Origin of the sequence: Paenibacillus aquistagni (assembly GCF_900177815.1) — a bacterium.
Taxonomy (GTDB): Bacteria; Bacillota; Bacilli; order Paenibacillales; family Paenibacillaceae; genus Paenibacillus_B; species Paenibacillus_B aquistagni.
Genome location: NZ_FXAZ01000001.1, coordinates 48,533 through 66,411 on the forward strand (window position 1 = coordinate 48,533; position 17,879 = coordinate 66,411).

General features: G+C 47.3%; 16 protein-coding genes. 12 read left to right on the top strand and 4 right to left on the bottom strand.

Features of this window, described 5'->3' with window-relative positions:
• The 3 genes from queA to yajC all read left to right on the top strand — a co-directional run bounded on the left by queA (position 1) and on the right by yajC (position 2,615).
• Positions 1–1,050 carry a tRNA preQ1(34) S-adenosylmethionine ribosyltransferase-isomerase QueA gene (gene queA / locus B9Y93_RS00315; protein WP_085492388.1) on the top strand — a complete coding sequence of 350 codons (1,050 nt, stop codon included), beginning with the start codon at positions 1–3 and terminating at the stop codon, positions 1,048–1,050.
• 21 nt (positions 1,051–1,071) lie between these two features.
• Positions 1,072–2,208, top strand: coding sequence for a tRNA guanosine(34) transglycosylase Tgt (gene tgt, locus B9Y93_RS00320; protein WP_085492389.1), 1,137 nt, complete (start codon positions 1,072–1,074; stop codon positions 2,206–2,208).
• Between the two features lie 92 nt (positions 2,209–2,300).
• A complete protein-coding gene (gene yajC / locus B9Y93_RS00325) occupies positions 2,301–2,615 on the top strand; it encodes a preprotein translocase subunit YajC (RefSeq protein WP_085492390.1) in 315 nt (104 codons plus the stop codon).
• 364 nt (positions 2,616–2,979) lie between these two features.
• Here yajC and B9Y93_RS00330 read toward each other — a convergent pair whose 3' ends face one another.
• Positions 2,980–3,810 (bottom strand): phosphatase PAP2 family protein, encoded by an 831-nt coding sequence (locus B9Y93_RS00330; RefSeq protein ID WP_085492391.1) that lies wholly within the window; start codon positions 3,808–3,810, stop codon positions 2,980–2,982.
• 153 nt (positions 3,811–3,963) lie between these two features.
• Positions 3,964–4,356: a TIGR04086 family membrane protein gene (locus tag B9Y93_RS00335; RefSeq protein WP_085492392.1), complete on the bottom strand. Its 393-nt coding sequence runs from the start codon at positions 4,354–4,356 to the stop codon at positions 3,964–3,966.
• Between the two features lie 184 nt (positions 4,357–4,540).
• Between B9Y93_RS00335 and B9Y93_RS00340 the strand changes: the two genes are divergently transcribed.
• Both B9Y93_RS00340 and B9Y93_RS00345 read left to right on the top strand, forming a co-directional pair.
• The gene (locus B9Y93_RS00340) at positions 4,541–5,863 is read left to right on the top strand and encodes an ArsB/NhaD family transporter (protein WP_085492393.1); all 1,323 of its coding nucleotides are present in this window, start codon (positions 4,541–4,543) and stop codon (positions 5,861–5,863) included.
• A 198-nt stretch (positions 5,864–6,061) separates the two neighbouring features.
• A complete protein-coding gene (locus B9Y93_RS00345; RefSeq protein ID WP_085493885.1) occupies positions 6,062–6,901 on the top strand; it encodes a YetF domain-containing protein in 840 nt (279 codons plus the stop codon).
• A gap of 23 nt (positions 6,902–6,924) precedes the next feature.
• Here the strand turns inward: B9Y93_RS00345 and spoVB are convergent, their stop codons facing one another.
• Entirely contained in the window at positions 6,925–8,541 is a 1,617-nt protein-coding gene (gene spoVB / locus B9Y93_RS00350; protein ID WP_085492394.1) for a stage V sporulation protein B, read from the bottom strand.
• A gap of 167 nt (positions 8,542–8,708) precedes the next feature.
• Between spoVB and B9Y93_RS25145 the strand changes: the two genes are divergently transcribed.
• The 7 genes from B9Y93_RS25145 to B9Y93_RS00385 all read left to right on the top strand — a co-directional run bounded on the left by B9Y93_RS25145 (position 8,709) and on the right by B9Y93_RS00385 (position 16,307).
• Complete coding sequence (locus B9Y93_RS25145) at positions 8,709–9,101, top strand: post-transcriptional regulator (RefSeq protein ID WP_370739005.1); 393 nt, start codon at positions 8,709–8,711, stop codon at positions 9,099–9,101.
• Positions 9,102–9,249: 148 nt separating this feature from the next.
• On the top strand, positions 9,250–10,515 hold the full coding sequence (secD, locus tag B9Y93_RS00360; protein WP_085492395.1) for a protein translocase subunit SecD: 1,266 nt from the start codon (positions 9,250–9,252) through the stop codon (positions 10,513–10,515).
• Positions 10,505–11,413 carry a protein translocase subunit SecF gene (gene secF, locus B9Y93_RS00365; protein WP_085492396.1) on the top strand — a complete coding sequence of 303 codons (909 nt, stop codon included), beginning with the start codon at positions 10,505–10,507 and terminating at the stop codon, positions 11,411–11,413. Before secD ends, secF begins: the two co-directional genes overlap by 11 nt.
• A 208-nt stretch (positions 11,414–11,621) precedes the next feature.
• Positions 11,622–12,563, top strand: coding sequence for a cation diffusion facilitator family transporter (locus B9Y93_RS00370; RefSeq protein WP_176228805.1), 942 nt, complete (start codon positions 11,622–11,624; stop codon positions 12,561–12,563).
• A 46-nt stretch (positions 12,564–12,609) separates the two neighbouring features.
• Complete coding sequence (recJ, locus tag B9Y93_RS00375; RefSeq protein WP_085492398.1) at positions 12,610–14,982, top strand: single-stranded-DNA-specific exonuclease RecJ; 2,373 nt, start codon at positions 12,610–12,612, stop codon at positions 14,980–14,982.
• Positions 14,983–15,106: 124 nt separating this feature from the next.
• Positions 15,107–15,619, top strand: coding sequence for an adenine phosphoribosyltransferase (locus B9Y93_RS00380; RefSeq protein ID WP_085492399.1), 513 nt, complete (start codon positions 15,107–15,109; stop codon positions 15,617–15,619).
• A gap of 151 nt (positions 15,620–15,770) precedes the next feature.
• On the top strand, positions 15,771–16,307 hold the full coding sequence (locus B9Y93_RS00385) for a GrpB family protein (RefSeq protein ID WP_085492400.1): 537 nt from the start codon (positions 15,771–15,773) through the stop codon (positions 16,305–16,307).
• A 105-nt stretch (positions 16,308–16,412) separates the two neighbouring features.
• On the opposite strand, the gene uraA is transcribed toward B9Y93_RS00385, so the two are convergent.
• Complete coding sequence (gene uraA, locus B9Y93_RS00390) at positions 16,413–17,690, bottom strand: uracil permease (RefSeq protein WP_085492401.1); 1,278 nt, start codon at positions 17,688–17,690, stop codon at positions 16,413–16,415.
• Between the last annotated feature and the right edge of the window lie 189 nt (positions 17,691–17,879).

Below are 17,879 nucleotides of genomic sequence, written 5' to 3' on the forward strand. Positions count from 1 at the left end.
ATGGATGTAAATCAATTTGATTTTTATTTGCCTGAGCAGTTGATTGCTCAGACCCCACTCGCAGATCGCACGGCTTCGCGTCTGTTGACGCTGGATCGAGCGACAGGCAAGGTAGAGCATCATCAGTTTACCGATATTATGAACTATCTTCATCCTGGTGATCTCATAGTACTGAACGATACCCGCGTTATTCCTGCTCGTCTATATGGAATAAAGGCGGATACCGGAGCAAAGGTTGAGGTCCTGCTTCTCAAGCAGGAGGAAGGCGATGTATGGGAAGCACTGGTGAAGCCCGCTCGCAAGCTCAAGGTGGGCACTGTGGTTACCTTTAGCGAAGAACTGCGCGCTGTCGTAACCGAGGAGCAGGATATGGGAGGCCGACTGCTTCGCTTCGAGTACGAGGGCATCTTTCAAGAGATTCTTGATCGCTTGGGTGAAATGCCGCTTCCTCCTTACATCAAGGAGCAGCTTCAGGATCGAGAGCGATATCAAACCGTATATGCGAAGCATGAAGGCTCAGCTGCAGCTCCGACAGCAGGTCTTCACTTTACAGAAGAACTGCTTCTGGCTATTCAAGATAAGGGTGTTCAGATTGCACCGATAACGCTTCACGTTGGGCTAGGAACCTTCCGTCCCATGTCTGTGGACAATGTGGAAGATCACGTCATGCATGCGGAATATTTTGAAATTTCACAAGAGAGCGCCTCGTTGATTGCGAAGACAAAAGCAGAGGGCGGAAGAATTATTGCAATCGGCACGACATCAGCCAGAACGCTTGAGAGTGCAGCGCAGCAATTCGGCGGCTCCGCAATTGAAGCCTGCTCCGGCTGGACGGACATTTTTATCTATCCTGGCTATCCATTCAAGCTTGTAGATGCGCTTGTTACTAATTTCCATTTGCCTAAGTCCACGCTGGTGATGCTGGTGAGTGCACTTGCAGGCAGAGAACATATCATGAAGGCCTATGAAGCCGCTGTGCAGGAACAATACCGCTTCTTCAGCTTTGGAGACGCCATGTTCATATACGACAGCAGGTTCAACAGCAAATAACGAATAAGGATGATCTAATCAATGGCAGCAGTAACGTATGAACATATAAAGACCTGTAAGCAGACGGGCGCTCGTCTTGGAATTGTGCACACACCGCACGGCTCATTTGAGACGCCGATCTTTATGCCGGTAGGCACGCTGGCAACAGTGAAGACCATGAGCCCAGAGGATCTTAAGGAGATGGATGCTCGCATTATATTGAGCAATACGTATCATCTTTTCTTGCGTCCAGGACATGAACTTGTCCGTGAAGCAGGCGGACTGCATAAGTTTATGAACTGGGACCGTGCCATTCTTACAGATAGCGGTGGATTTCAGGTATTTAGCTTGAGTGATATGCGTAAGATTGAAGAAGAGGGCGTTCATTTCAAATCTCATCTAAATGGGGACAAGCTGTTCTTGTCGCCAGAGAAGGTGATGGAAATTGAGAATGCCCTTGGTCCGGACATCATGATGGCTTTCGATGAGTGTGCGCCTTTTCCTGCTGATTACGATTATGTGAAGCATTCCATGGAGAGAACGACTCGCTGGGCGGAACGCTGCCTGGAGGCTCATGCTAGACCGCATGATCAGGCCCTGTTTGCCATCGTGCAAGGCGGAATGTATGCAGACCTTCGCAAGCAAAGCGCGATGGATTTGACTTCGATGGATTTCCCGGGGTATGCTATTGGTGGACTGAGCGTAGGAGAGCCTAAGCATCTGATGTATGAGGTGCTGGATTCGACGATGCCGCTGCTTCCATTCAACAAGCCGCGCTACCTCATGGGCGTTGGTTCGCCGGATGCGCTGATCGAAGGGGCGATACGCGGCGTCGATATGTTCGACTGCGTACTGCCAACACGAATTGCGCGCAATGGCACCACGATGACAAGTGAAGGCCGTCTTGTTGTACGCAATGCGAAGTTCGAGCGAGACTTTGGTCCGCTTGATCCGAATTGCGATTGCTACACATGCCGCAACTATTCTAGAGCGTACTTGAGACATTTGATTAAGTGTGATGAGACATTCGGACTTCGTCTAACCACTTATCATAATCTGTACTTCTTGCTGAACTTGATGAAGCAGGTTCGACAAGCGATTCGCGACGACCGTCTTGGCGACTTCCGAGATGAGTTTTTCGAGAAGTATGGCATGGATCAGAATAAGAGCGGCTTCTAACCTTGGGGTAGACAAGCTTTCGCAAGGCCCATTCGCTTTGCAAGCTTGATGTCCGTACATAGATTGCTTATATGGAAAGGGGAATATTACACATGTTTATTGCAGCTGGAGCGGCTGGTGGTGGCGAAGGAGGATGGCTTCAATTAATCCTGCCTTTCGTGCTTATGTTTGCTGTATTCTACTTCTTGCTGATTCGTCCTCAGCAGAAGAAGCAAAAGCAGCGCAATTCGATGCTTGGCCAACTGAAGAAGGGGGACAAGGTCGTAACCATTGGCGGACTGCATGGTACCATCCTTGAGATTACAGATGATACAGTTGTGCTTCGTGTGAATGACGTTACGAAGATGACCTTTGACCGCAGTGCAATTAGCCATGTTTCAAGTGTGGAAGAGAACGCTTCTGCATAATATGAAACACAAATAACATGAATGGGATTCACCTTAGCGTGTGTTTCATTTCCAAGAAGGCGGGAGACTAGATGTCTCGCGCCTTTTTTCATATTTTTTTAAAGGCTATACCTATTCACAGCTCTAATAAGGTTTAACAGGGCGCAGCCAGATCTTTACGAGCACCAACATATGAAATGATATGCTGGATATAACGCGTAACGCTGGCTTCGATAGCGGCGCTTAACGGCTCATTGGCAATGCTTTGCGGCTCTATACAAGCATAACAGCCATCCCTGCAGCATGTATCAATGCTTCAAGGATGGCTATTCGTGTGCTTGCTATAATGAGCCGTGCCATAGCAGCCATTAGCGGCTAGCTATGTTTACCCTTTGGCTTGATAAGGTCTGATGCTCACCTGATCGCGAGAATCCATCTTGGCAAGCTTCATGCCAGCCCAAGAAGCAAATGCAGCAAGCGCTACGCCTGCGATCATATCAGACAGCCAGTGGATGCCGAAATAGAAAATGGAGAATACGATGCAGAATGCACTGATTCCCGTAATAATCTTCCAGATCTTCGTGTTAGATTTGAAGGCCAGCATGGCCACAGTAACCGAGATCGAAGTGTGCAAACTTGGGAAACAGTTGTCAATTCCAGAGAAGCCTCGATACTGCTCTTCAAAGGTTGGGAAGGCGTGCAGCATCAGAAATTCAACCGAAGCTGGCGCATAGGACCACACCTCATTGACTTGGACAAACAAATAAAAAGGCAGTGCGATTAAGTAATTGAGCATTATTGCATAACAAGTAGCTGTAGCTAGTCCTTTTTGATCCGTCGATACATAGATCATTAACGAGGATACGATTAAAGCTTGAAAGACAACCAGATAAAACACGCTAAGAATGGAAGTGAGTACAGGTGTCTCGAATACATTTTGGAAATGGTAAACGAATTGACCTTCGAGCTGATGAATGAACGGTGTCAGGTCAAATCCGGCATTCAGCCATTCTTCAAACTGCAGCTCATATTTGTTAACGAGTAGAATGAGTACGAGCATTATAAAGGATATGGTAAACCTTTTGGATTGAAATAGCGTCTTGATGAATGATTGAACCGCATAGAGCGGATTGCGGCCTGAACCTATCCATACAAGCAGGATGGTTGCTGCAACACTCCATAGAATAACGCTTTGCATCGTCTGAAACAGGATCATGAAGTCCTCCCTATTCTTGTGATCCACAGATCTTTATGATGAATATATGACAACGTGTTGGCAGATTCAGCTAATGACCTAGACCAACTTTCATAGTATATCACAAACGCTGCAGATCATCACAGGGAAGAACACAATTTGGATCGTTTGGGTCTATTCCTTTTTCATGTTAACGCCAACCACGCCCCCAAGGCCACCTGCCGCAAAGCTAAGCAGCATATACAGCGCTTTGTTCCAATCTAGTCCCGCATCCATGGCCAAGAAACCGATCATCAAGACGAGGATCATATAAAATAAGCCTGTCATCCCGCCATAATACCAGCCCTTCTTGCCGCTCCTTTTGCCTGCTGACCAGCCTCCAACGATCAAGGCAAAGCCATGAATGAGATATACATAGGTTGATGCTCCTTCTTCGCTGGATGAGCTTGCAACCAGGAGAACAGACAGTGCAAGAGCGCCAAGACCAAGCCACACAAAAGCGTTGCACAGTCCGGCTAGTATAGGATGACTTAGCTTCCATTGACCAACCCGCTGGAATGAACTCATATTAATTCCTCCCATTATGCTATTTGTATTCATCGTATGGGCAAGCTAGAGGAAATAGTACAAGACTTATTGTCATCGTAGACGAAAAAAACGGACAGCGATATAATTTCTAGATCGGGTTCGTGGGTAAACATGAACAATAAGAGAAAAGGCAATAGTACCTTTTAGATCGCAACAAGAGGAGATGGACGTTTTGGAACACCAAGTGGAAACGTGGCAAGTGACTGCAGCAGTCATTATATTTTTAGTGACATATGCCATCATTATTTCAGAAAAATTGAATCGGGCAGTAATTGCACTTTTTGGCGCTGTGATTATGCTTGTCCTGCAGATTATTGACGTGCATACGGCGTTTACGGAATACATTGAATGGAACACGATATTCCTGCTGGTCGGCATGATGATTCTGGTAGGAATCACGAACAAGAGCGGCATATTTCAATATATCGCTGTAAAAGCAGCGCAAACAGCAAAGGGAAGGCCTGTGCAAATATTGATTATTCTTACGCTGCTTACGGCAGTTGGCTCAGCTTTCCTTGATAATGTGACAACGGTTCTTCTCATTGTGCCGATTACATTCTCGATAACCCGCATTCTAAATGTGAATCCGATACCTTATCTTATGGCTGAAATTATTGCGGCAAATGTTGGAGGCACGGCGACAATGATCGGTGACCCGCCTAACATCATGATTGGTTCAGCGAATCCGCACTTGACATTCAATATGTTTTTACAATATCTCGCACCGATTGTCGTTGTCATCATGGCTGTCATCATCGTGCTGCTGGTCCTGATTTATCGCAAGCAGCTGAAGGTGACCGCTGAGCAAAGAGACGCATTGATGCAGCTCCAACCATCGGAGTACATTACCGATCGCAGACTTGTCCGCAAGTCCTTGATCGTGCTGCTGTTGACCATCGCAGGCTTTGCCCTTCACTCTGTAATCCATGTTGAAGCGGCAGTCGTTGCGATGGGCGGGGCTACCCTGCTGATGCTGATTGGACTTAAGACGGAGCATGAGTTGGAGGAATCACTCAATAAAGTAGAATGGATCACCATTCTGTTCTTCATTGGGTTGTTTATGCTTGTTGGAGGCTTGATTGAAGTCGGCATTATCAATCGTCTGGCTGAGGTGACTTTGAATGTCACAGAAGGAGATGTGGCGAAGACGTCCATGCTCATTTTGTGGGTATCGGGTATTGCTTCAGCAACAATTGACAATATTCCATTTGTGGCAACGATGATTCCTTTGATTAAGGATCTCGGTGTTCAGATGGGGATATCCGATCCATCCCAATTGAATCCGATCTGGTGGGCATTGGCGCTTGGGGCGTGTCTTGGCGGAAACGGTACAGTTATTGGCGCTTCCGCAAACGTGATCGTGTCTGGGATGGCCAAGCGTGAAGGTCATGGCTTCAGCTACTGGGACTTCTTGAAGATTGGAGCACCGCTGACGTTACTGTCGCTATTTATGTCCATGATCTATTTGCTGCTGTTTATTCTGTAAACCAGCAAAGAGGGATACGGCAATGCACTGCAATGTTAAAGCGAGATGGCAATTTTCACATCCTAACAGCGTGCATGCCCGCACATGGTACAGGTCAGACTACCCTTACATGGTTAATCGTTGTTCTTTTTCATGAGAAGCTAAGAGCTGCGAGGAGGGCGTGTAAGGGTGCAGTTATGGAATTCAATCTGGCATACGATGCTGATGTACGTTCTTGTATTTGCGATTCTTAGAATCATGGGCAAGCGGGAAATTGGCAAGCTGTCGGTATTTGACTTGGTCATCTCCATTATGATTGCGGAGATTGCTGTTTTTAGCATTGAGGATATGAATAAGCCATTATGGGAGTCTGTTGTACCCATTCTTGTTCTGGTGATTATACAAATTAGCCTCGCCTTCATCACGCTGAGAAGCCGGAGGGCACGGGCATGGTTTGATGGCAAGCCAAGTATTATTATTAGCCAAGGTCACCTAAACCGCGGCGAGATGCGCAAGCAGCGCTACAATCTGGATGACTTGATGCTTCAGATGCGCGAGCAAGGGATTGATAACCTTCAAGATGTTGAGTACGCAATATTGGAGTCTACTGGCAAGCTGACTGTTTTCTTGAAGGAGGATAGCAGCCAGGGAGGGCAAGCTCAGCAGGGGGGACAGCAGAGCGGAGGTATGCTCGATATTGCGTCGTCTGCGGATATTAGTGCAGGCGGCGGCAGTGAAGACGGGAATGATTCCTCTGATCAAAGAGGGGCAAGCGCACGTGGAAGTGCCGCATCGTCTTCCTCCTCTCAGTCCTCATCCTCCCAAGACGAGAACCAAGTGCTGAGATTCCCTGAACAAATCCACTTCACCACACTTCCGCTTCCGTTAATTATGGATGGCAGGGTGATGGATGAGAATTTGGATCAGATTGAGAAGACGAGATTCTGGCTGAAAAATCAAATCCAAGAGCATGGGGTATATGATTTTAAGGACGTATTTTTCTGTTCCATTGATCATCGCGGCAGGATGTTCTTAGATAAAAAGGATGCGCTTCGTTAAGCGCATCCTTTTTGTTATGAAGACTAAGCGGCCTTGTCGTGGAACCAGCGGCCGATAACGGGCATGCGAGCCATATCGCTGCGATCCACGAGCTTCATGAAGATGAGCAGCCCCGTATAGGTAAGCGCACCAAGCATGCTCGCTGCAATAAAACGGAAGACCATATGAATATCTCCCCATGGTGCATGAATGTAGGCGTATTGCGTCACAGCTGCCATAATAATCATCGCAGTGATGACTTTAAGAATATCCATCCACGGCAGCTTGAGCTTTAGCGATCGTGTAATCATATATGCATGCAAAGAGGTTACAATAACGATATTGATGCTGATTGCAATCACAGCCCCTTTAATGCCTAAGGCGGGAATGGAGGCAAGCTGGATAATAAGTCCAAGCTTCAAGACTGCGCCAATCAAGGTGTTGGTTAAGGCTGTGCCTGGGCGATCCAAGGCTTGCAGCGCGGCTTGCAGCGGCGCTTGAATGTAAATAAAGATTGCGACTGGCGCCATCCAGCGAAGCATGGTGCCTACGGAAGGATCATTGTACAGAATCGCGCACAAGGGAACGGCGAGCACGAACATAATGACGGCAAATGGCGCTCCGGACACCAAAGCAAGTCTAATCGCTTGATGCAGCCGCTTGCGGATGGTCTGCATATCCTTGCGACCGTAGGCTTCCGACAAGGAGGGGACAAGCGATACCGCCAAAGAATAGGTTAGGGCGCCTGGCAAGGTAAGCACAGGGATAATCATGCCTTGGAGAATACCGTATTGTGCAGTGGCCACGGCAGTTGTGACCCCTGCTATCGCGAGACTTCTTGCAATCGCGATGGATTCCAATAAATAGGAAAGCGATCCAATGAGCTTGCCGCCTGTTACGGGAATTGCGATCTTGAATAAATTGCGCCATTCTTTGGGCTGTTCCATTGACTCTGCTTCTTGCATGGCCTGGTCTGAATACGGATTCGGATGAGGAGCATCCTGAGCTTCGCTTCTTCTTGAAGCTCGAAGCTCCAGCCAGAGCACGAGTAGTCCTGCTAATTCGCCTATAACGACGCCAAGCATAGCCCCTGCCGCTGCCCATTCCAGACCATATGGAAGAAACAAGTAGGCGCAGCCAATCATGGTGATGATGCGGATCACCGTCTCTGCCACCTGAGAGGCGGCAGTTGGAATCATGTTCTGCTTGCCTTGGAAGTAACCGCGAAGCACCGATGAGATCGATACAAGCACAATGATCGGCGTCATCATCATAAAGGTGTAATAGACACGCTTGTCCGTTAGAATATATGACGTAATCCAAGGAGCGAGAATCAGGCACAGGCCTGACAGCAGGATACCTGCGGTTACTGAGAATAGAAGCGAGTTGTTCAGGATTTGCTTGCTTCTTCGGTGATCAGAGATCGCATCAGCTTCTGCGACAAGCTTGGCCACCGCAAGTGGAATGCCGCCTGTGATGAGGGTAATGACAACGAGCAAAAAAGGATAGCCGAGCTGATAAATGCCGACTCCCTCAGCACCAATAATTCGAGGCAGCGTAATCCGTGGAATGAATCCCAAAATACGATTAATAATGCCTGCTGCCAATAATATGAGCGTTCCTTGGATAAAGGACTGCTTCGTAGATCGCTTCTTTTTCAACGGGAATCCCTCGCTTAGGGTGAGACTTGTACTACAATGGTTAATACATAGTTATGCAGCGAGAGCACGATCCAAGACTGAAATTTTCGCTTTCAAACGGTTATGAGCAGGAAATGACATTTTTATCGCGAAATCATCAGATGAGGAGAGGGAAAGGAGAGGGCATAATGAGTGAACAGCTAGATATCAAAGACGTTGTCGCTGCCGCCCGAGCAGGAGAGCGCGATATGGTCACAGAGTCGTCCTCGAGTACGGAGAAGCATAGAGAACAAGAAGCGCATTCGTCGAATAACACAGTGGAAGCGCATGATTCGGATTATCCAGACAGGCCGCTGCTGCTGGATCAAGACATAGAGATGCTGTGCAGGAGTAAGGCAGAGGAGTTCTGGCTGCTTGGCTATGAGCAAGTTACAGCCGAGGAGATATGGGAGTGCGTTCTTCATAAGACGCGTAAGCAGCACACGAATCAGATGCACAAGGTTGTGAATGATATCTTGTCGCTTAAGGTTACGGACTTTATGAATTACATGACGATGCAGGCGTATCGCGGCTTCTCCTAGAAGAGAGGCCTTTTTGCTGAGAATCGGCCCATATTCTGCTGTTCATGCCAGTGAAATGGCTTACAGTCCTCGAATGTGAAAATTGACTCGAATTTTGGCGATAGCTATAATAGGAATATTGATTTAAGGAAAGGGGTATAGAGACGCAATGAAGAGAATTGTAGCGTTTGTGCTCATTGTTGTCGTTTCTCTTGGGGTAATGGCCTTTACTTCCCCATCGATCGTCAACAACATTCGTCTCGGTCTGGACTTAAAAGGCGGCTTCGAGATTTTGTATGAAGCTTCTCCACTTGAGGAAGGCGGAAAGGTTACATCTGATGCCTTAACACAGACTGCGAAAAGCTTAGAAAAGCGTATTAATGCGCAAGGTACAAGTGAACCGGAAATTACAACTGAAGGAACGAACCGTATTCGCGTAAAGATCGCGGATGTACAAGATGAGGAAGCGGTTCGCCAGAAGCTCAAGGAGCCGGCAGTATTAACCTTCCGCAGCTCAGATGGCTGTAAGGATGCTACAGATTACTGCAAGGTAGAGCTGAAAGGGACAGACTTCAAGGAAGGCGGCGCCAGCGTAGTGTTTGACGACCTCAGACAACCTGTCGTTGCAATTAAGCTTAAGGACGCTAACAAATTCGCAGAGATTACCAAGCGGCTAGCGTCAAAGCCGGAAGAAGAAAACAAGCTTGCGATTTACATGGATGAGAGATTAATATCTGCTCCTGAAGTTCGTTACGAGATTAGCGGTGGTGAAGCGACTATTACGGGCAAATACACCAACGCTGAAGCCAATGAATTAAAGGATACAATTAACCTTGGTTCATTGCCACTGAAGCTGACAGAGAAGTATTCGCAGAGCGTTGCGGCTACGCTTGGCAAGCTGTCTTTGGACCAAACGATTAAAGCAGGCATTATCGGTACGATCTTCATTTTGCTGTTCATGCTTATTGTTTACCGCATGCCAGGCATTGTGGCAGCCTTCTCCTTGATCGTCTTTACATGGGTGCTGCTGCTCGTATTCTGGGCTTCTAACATCACGCTGACTCTACCAGGTATTGCAGCCTTTATACTTGGACTTGGGATGGCTGTTGATGCCAATATTATTACGTATGAACGGATTAAGGATGAGCTGAAGAGCGGGAAATCTGTCATGTCTGCGTTAAAAGCAGGTTCTAAGAACTCATTCCGCACCATTGTGGATGCTAACGTGACAACGATTATTGCAGCTCTTGTCATGTATTTCTTGGGTGAAAGTCAAGTTAAAGGGTTTGCCCTTATTTTGATGATGACAGTCGTGGTTACGATTATTACAAACGTATTCTTGTCCCGTTGGCTGCTTCACCTGCTCATTAAGAGCAATGTGCTTAACAAGCCAGGCTACTATGGCGTGAAGGAGCGTGATATTCGTGCGCTTTAAGGGGACGTTCAACTTTGTTCATCAGAGCAAGTATTTCTTTATCTTTTCCATTGTGGTAACGATTCTTGGCGTGATCACCCTGTCCGTGTTCGGCCTTAATTATGGGGTAGACTTTAGTTCCGGTACGAATGTGGATATCACCGTCAAGCAGGAAGTGAAGAAGGAGCAGGTTGAAGAGATGCTTGCAACCTTCCAGCAATCCAAAGCTCCTGTCGTTACACCGGGGAGTGAGCGCTTAAACATCCGCTTTAACGATGTATTGAGCGATCAGCAGCAAAATGAGCTTAAGGCAGCCTTTGAGAAAATTTCGCCTGGGGCATCCTTTGAGATGAACGTGGTGGATGTAGAGATTGCCAAGGAATTGCAGCGCAATGCGATCTGGGCTGTGCTCCTGTCCTCTATCGGGATTATTATCTATGTCAGCATTCGCTTTGAATGGAGATTTGCGGTGTCAGCGGTTGTGGCACTGCTGCATGATGCCTTTATGGTCATCAGCATATTCTCGATCTTCCGGCTTGAAGTGAACCTTCCGTTCATCATAGCCATATTGACGATCATTGGTTATTCGATCAATGATACGATCGTTATATTTGACCGTGTTCGTGAGAATCTACGCTTTGCGAAAGTGCGCAATTGGGATGACCTAGCACATCTTGTGAATGATAGTATCTATCAGACGCTAACACGATCGATTAATACCGTTCTTACGGTATTGTTTGCAGCAGCGTGCTTGTTCATCTTCGGCAGTGAGTCGATTAAGATGTTCTCGCTCGCGATCTTGATTGGTCTTGGATTCGGTGCATACTCCTCCATCTTCATTGCTAGTCCATTGTGGGCAGTGCTGAAAAATAAGGAGCTGAAAAAGCCGAAAGCAGCAGCTAAGCCAAAGCAAGCTTAGACAGGACAAACACAAGATTTAAGTAAACAAAACGGAAGAAAACAACAAACCCAATCTGCTGTCTTCGGTTCAAATGGACAGTTTGATCGGAATGCATGGAATTATCGGGAACGTTATAAGCCGATATTCTGATCAAAGCCGCGTCTTTTAGGCGCGGTTTTGCTTGTTGGCAGCTATGAGAATGACAGAAGGGAAAGAGGGATGCAGCATGGCAGAAGGTCGTTTGTCTCAAGCTGAAAAAGGAGCAAAGATGGGGATCATCACTAACTTTGCCGTATCGATGCTCAAAGGCTTTGCAGCTATCTTCTCCGGCAGCTTCGCTTTGTTTGCTGATGCGATGCATTCCTTGACAGATGCCTTCGGTTCACTAGCTGTATGGCTGGGACTCAAGCTGTCTAAGAAGCCAGATCGTAATGAGCCTAACGCTCCCGGAAAAAATGAAGCGCTCGGCATGATGATTGTGGCCGTTGTCCTATTTGTCATCGCGATCGAACTGCTGATTCAGGCAGTACGCGTCGCGTATTCCGGGGAGACGATACGTCCTGCATGGTATGCCTTTGCCGCTTTGTTTGTGTCGATCGTGCTGAAGGAAGGGCTCTATCAATATCGGGTGAGACGAAGCAAGATGGTATCATCTAAGCTCTTGCTTCTGTATAATGAAGAGCGTCGGCAGGATATCGGCGTGACATTCATCGTGTTGCTCGGGATGAGTGCTGATCTCTTTGCCGCCAAGCTGGGCCTGCCATGGCTGTGGATTCTTGATCCATTCGCAGGCATCGTGATTGCCTGCTTAATGTTCTATAAGGGGCTTCAGCTTGTTCGAAGAGCTGTTCATGCCGCTTGGCAGCATGAACTCATGGCCGAAGAGGCAATGCCGTTCATGAAGACCGTTCAGAACGTAGATGGCGTTATCCTGATCAAGGAGCTCAAGGCAACGGAGCACGGGCATTATGTTATCGTGCAGGTTACCATAGGGGTGAATCCGAACTTGTCCGTTGCTGAGGGCTATCAAGTTGGCCATCGAGTGAAGGAGCATTTGATGCATCGATACCTGCACGTTGCTGATGTCGATGTTCATGTACATCCATTAGAGCGTGACGATCGCTATCAGATGAGCCTGGAGGAACCTTCTTCTCATTGGATTCAATAAGGAATCTATGGATGAAATATAGTATGCAGCAGTAAAGGAGAGAATCATGCTTCAATCACGAACAAGATGGCGAATGACGGAGATGTCAGAAGAGCGTGTAACACAACTGGCAGAGGAAACTGGATTGTCCCCTTTGCTTGCCAAGATGCTGCTCATACGTGGAGTTGACAATAAGGACAGCGTACAGCACTTTTTGCATGATGGCACAGAAGCGCTTTTAGACCCCTTCAAGCTGGCAGGAATGAGAGAAGCGGTTCTGCGTATACAGGAAGCTTTGCAATCCCATGAGCGAATATGGATATATGGAGATTATGATGCGGATGGCGTATCTAGCACCTCATTGCTCGTTCATCTTATGCGTCAGTTAGAAGCGAACTTCGACTATTATATTCCGCACCGGGCGAATGAAGGCTACGGGCTGAATACACGAGCCATAGATCTTGCGAAAGAGCAAGGTGTGACTTTAATTGTAACGGTGGATACAGGCATCAGTGCTGTTGAACAAGTGGCCTATGCTAAAGCGCTTGGCATCGACATCGTTGTTACGGACCACCACGAGCCGCCCGAGGAGCTGCCAGAGGCTTATGCTTTGGTGAATCCCAAGCTGCCGTATTGCCCTTATCCTTTCAAGGGACTAGCAGGGGTAGGGGTTGCATTCAAGCTGGCTCATGCACTATTGGGCGAAGTCCCTTATCATCTATTGGAGCTGGCTGCAATTGGCACGATTGCAGATTTGATGCCTCTGATGGGGGAAAACCGAGTGATTGTTCGCGAAGCGCTTAAGCGGATGCAGCACTCGCAGTATCCTGGCATCAAAGCCTTAATGGCGGTTGGCAATATCGAGCCACAAGCCGTCAATTCAATTAGTGTTGCTTTCTCAATGGCACCTAGAATTAACGCCAGCGGGCGGCTGGAGCACGCGGGAATCGCTGTTGAACTGATGACAACCGATGATGATCAGGTTGCTGTGGAGATTGCATCAGAACTTGATCGGCTGAATAAGGAGCGTCAAAAGCTTGTCGAGACGATGGTGAAGGAAGCAGAACAGCAGCTTGCAGAGAAGATTGAGCTGTATGGAGAGGTTCCCAAGGTCATTGTACTATCGAATGCAAGTTGGAATGTGGGCGTCATCGGCATTGTAGCCTCTAAGATTGTAGATCGTTACTACCGTCCCACTTTTATTCTTGGCATTGATGAAGCTACCGGTAAGTGCAAAGGGTCTGCGCGTTCAATCGATGGATTTGACTTATATGAGTCCATGACGGAGATAAAGGATGTATTTGAGCACTATGGTGGACATACTGCAGCAGCAGGCATGACCGTGTCTCAGGAGAAGCTTGCTGAGTTAGAGAGCCGCTTGATCGAGGTGGCAGACCGAGTGCTGAACGAGGAGCATTTTATTCCATGCACAGACGTAGATGCGGCTTGTGAACTGCAGGACATCTCCTTGAAGACGATTGAGGAGCTAAGTCTGTTAGAACCTTATGGGATGGGGAATTCCAGCCCACGTGTTCTGATTCACAGCGCTGTAGTAGCCGAGACGCGTACAATGGGCAAGGAAGGACAGCATCTGAAGATCATGCTGAAGCAGAACCAGGCGGCCATGGATGCAGTAGCCTTCCAGAAGGGGGCGCTTAAGGATCGCATAGCGGATCAGGTGCAGGTGGAGGTGCTGGGTGAGCTCAGCATCAACGAATGGAACGGATCACGCAAGCCGCAGCTGATGCTGCAGGATATTCGGATTAACGAACGTCAGCTTTTTGACTATCGATATTGTTCTGATCCTGTTCAGACAGCGGTGCAGCTGGCCCGCAAGCTTAATGATTCGATTGCTGGAGCGGCAGTCTGGTCAACAACGCTTAAGGAAGCAGGAGTGCATGCTGCGGAATCATTTGTTGATTGTCTAGATCGACAAACTGAAGATAATTCCTCTTTCCAAGAGCATGTAAAGGATGTTATCATCAGTTCGGTACCTGAATCGGCCGAGGCCTATTTAGCTCTAGCCAAGCGATATCCTGCCATGCAGAGAATGCATGTGGTGCTGCCAAAAGAACCGTCGGCGGGCAAGCTTAGAGCACCTAGCCGTCAGATGATTGTTCCCGTATTTGCACACTTGCGAGAGCTCGGATCTTGGAAGGATGAGGAAAGCACGCTGCAGGCTATTTCATTGCGAACAGGTATGTCCAAGAGAGAGTTGCGCATCCTTATGAATGTGTTTGCTGATTTGGCTTTTGTTCAGGTGGAAGAGCAGGTGTCTGGCTGTACGTACGAGATGGTGAAGGAACCGAAGAAAACATCCTTGGAAAGTTCAAGCTGTTATCAAGCGTGGTCTGCTCAAAGCGAGTGGGAATCACTATGGTACCGTGGAACGGCAGCTGAACTGCGCGAGAAGCTGCTGGCGCCTTGGAATAAGCATTAGGCATGATTCATGTTATCCATTTATACACGATAGAAGCGATGTCAGCAGGCGATTCCTTCTTTGAGAGTTGACTCTTCGAAGCATCCTTCTACATATTCTTTACTGTTCAAGGAGGAACCCTTTAATGGATTTTAAGTCTTATATTCGAGTGATCGAGGATTTCCCGAAGCCGGGAATCAGCTTTAAGGATATTACAACGCTCTTGAAGGATGGAGATGCTTATCGCGCCTCGATTCAAGCGATTGAAGATCTGGTAAAGGATTTGGAGATTGACGTCATTGCTGGCCCTGAGGCAAGAGGCTTCGTTGTTGGCGCACCGTTGGCGGTTCAGATGGGCAAAGGCTTTGTCCCGATTCGCAAAAGCGGCAAGCTTCCAGGCAAAACGGTAGAGCAGGGCTATGATCTTGAATATGGCAGCGACAAGCTTGCTGTTCATGACGATGCGATTCAGCCCGGACAAAAAGTATTGATTGCCGACGATCTTCTGGCGACAGGCGGAACGATCTGCACAACGGTCAAATTGATCGAGCAGCTCGGTGGCGTTGTCGTTGGCGCGGTATTCATGATCGAGTTAGAGGAACTAAACGGACGCGATAAGCTGCCAGGCCTACGCGTTCAATCCTTAATGACCTATTAATCTGATGAAATGCGGTATTCTAAGTTCTTGTAGCAGCTTAGAGTACCGTTTTTTTTGGTTTCAGCTTTACGATCGTGAAAGCACTGAGTTTATAAGCTTGCTTGGGATATTCAAATGCATCGTTATATGACACACGAAAGGCGGATTGCACATGGCCAATCGCAGAAGGAACATCGTCGTTACAGACTATGATGAACACTGGGTCTCTTTATTCGAGCAAGAAGCAGCGATTCTTCGTGATATTTTTAAGGATGAGCTCCTAGACATTCATCATATTGGCAGTACATCGGTGCCGCGCTTAAAAGCGAAGCCGATCATTGATATCCTGCCTGTTGTAAAGGATATTGCAAGGGTGGATGATTATAACGAATCTATGATAAACATAGATTATGAGCCGATGCACGAGTTTGGAATACAAGGAAGAAGATATTTCCGAAAGGGCGGGATAAATCGAACACATCAATTGCATGTGTTTCAATTCGATAATACGTATGAGATCGAACGCCATCTAGCCGTTCGTGATTACTTGAGAACGCATCAAGAAGACATGATTGCGTATGGGGACCTGAAGGAACAGCTCGCAGCATTGCACCCTGCGGATATTGAAGGATATTGTGACGGCAAGGATGAATTTGTTAAAGCATTGGAGAAAAGGGCTCTTGAGTGGAAGCGCGGTCTAACTGATTAGGCTCGCATTGTGTGCGATGAAGAGCGTTTAGATGATATAAAAAGAGCGCCCTAGACGATAAGGTCAATCATTCGTCTAGGGCGTTCTCCGATGTAAGGATTACATTTAATGAGCGGAGTCTTCTTTGTCGTTCGATAAGCCAAGCTTGTCAATGACGATGAAGAAGATATTCAAGACAATGGCAAGAATCGTGGCAAGCGCCATTCCTTTAAGCTCAACATCGCCAAGCTTCAGGGTAGCGCCGCTAATCCCGACCACAATAACAAGTGTTGCCAAGATTAGATTTTTCGGATTACTGAAATCTACTTTGGAGTCTACAAAGATGCGAAGACCCGAAGCTGCAATGACGCCGAACAAGAGCAGGGATACGCCGCCCATTACCGGAGTTGGAATGTTGGCGATCAATGCCGAGAACTGGCCAAAGAACGAGAGCAGGATGGCGAGCGCGGCAGCACCGCCGATTACGAATACGGAGTAGACGCGTGTAAGGGCTAATACCCCAATGTTCTCACCATACGTTGTATTTGGCGTGGAACCTACAAATCCTGATATAACAGTAGAAATACCGTTGCCTAACAAGGAACGATGAAGTCCAGGGTCGCTGGATAAATCTTTGCCAACAATATTGCTTGTTACCATCAAGTGTCCGATATGTTCTACGATAACAACTAATGCAGCTGGCAAGATGATGCCAATCGCCGTCCAATTGAATTCAGGGAAAGTAATCGTAGGCATTTTAAGTATGGCGGCTTCTTTTATCGGTTCAAAGCTTGCCACTTTTAAGAAGAACGACAAGACATAGCCGACAATAATACCGATCAGTATCGGAATGATGCGGAAGAATCCGCGGAACATTACGTTCCCGATAACGGTAACAGCAAGCGTTACCACCGCTATGGTTATGTTTGTATAGTTGAATGCGCCCTCTGCATCAGGGAGGAAACCGGACATGTTAGCGGCTACAGGAACAAGCTCAAGACCGATAACTGCGACAATAGCCCCCATTGCTGCTGGAGGGAATAGGATATCCAGCCAGCGCGTTCCTACCCATTTGACGATTAAGGCAACCACGATAAACACGATACCTACTATAATGAATGCGCCGAGTGCCTGAGGATAGTTCTCTGCTTTACCCGCTAACACTACGGTTACAGGCGAGATGAAGGCAAAGCTTGAACCGAGATAAGCTGGGATCAGGCCGCGGCATAAGATCAGATAAAACAAAGTCCCGATTCCGTTCATCAGGAGAACGATTCCTGGATCGACTCCAAAAAGATTAGGTACTAAAACAGTAGAGCCGAACATCGCAAACAGATGCTGGAAGCTAAGCAGTATGCCAGGACCAAGCGATGGCTTTTCGAGTACTTGAATTTCTCGTTGCAATGAGGATGCACTCCCTTTTTTCTATTTGATTGTGTAAACCTAACTATATAATTTACATGGAACGGGTTCCATATTTCAATATCTTTTTTCATTTTCGTGTCAAAAAAGATAACATCATCCCTGTTTTTCTGGAATAAGATCGCTTAATTCGACATATTATGACAAAATTCGCAATGAAAAATGGGATAA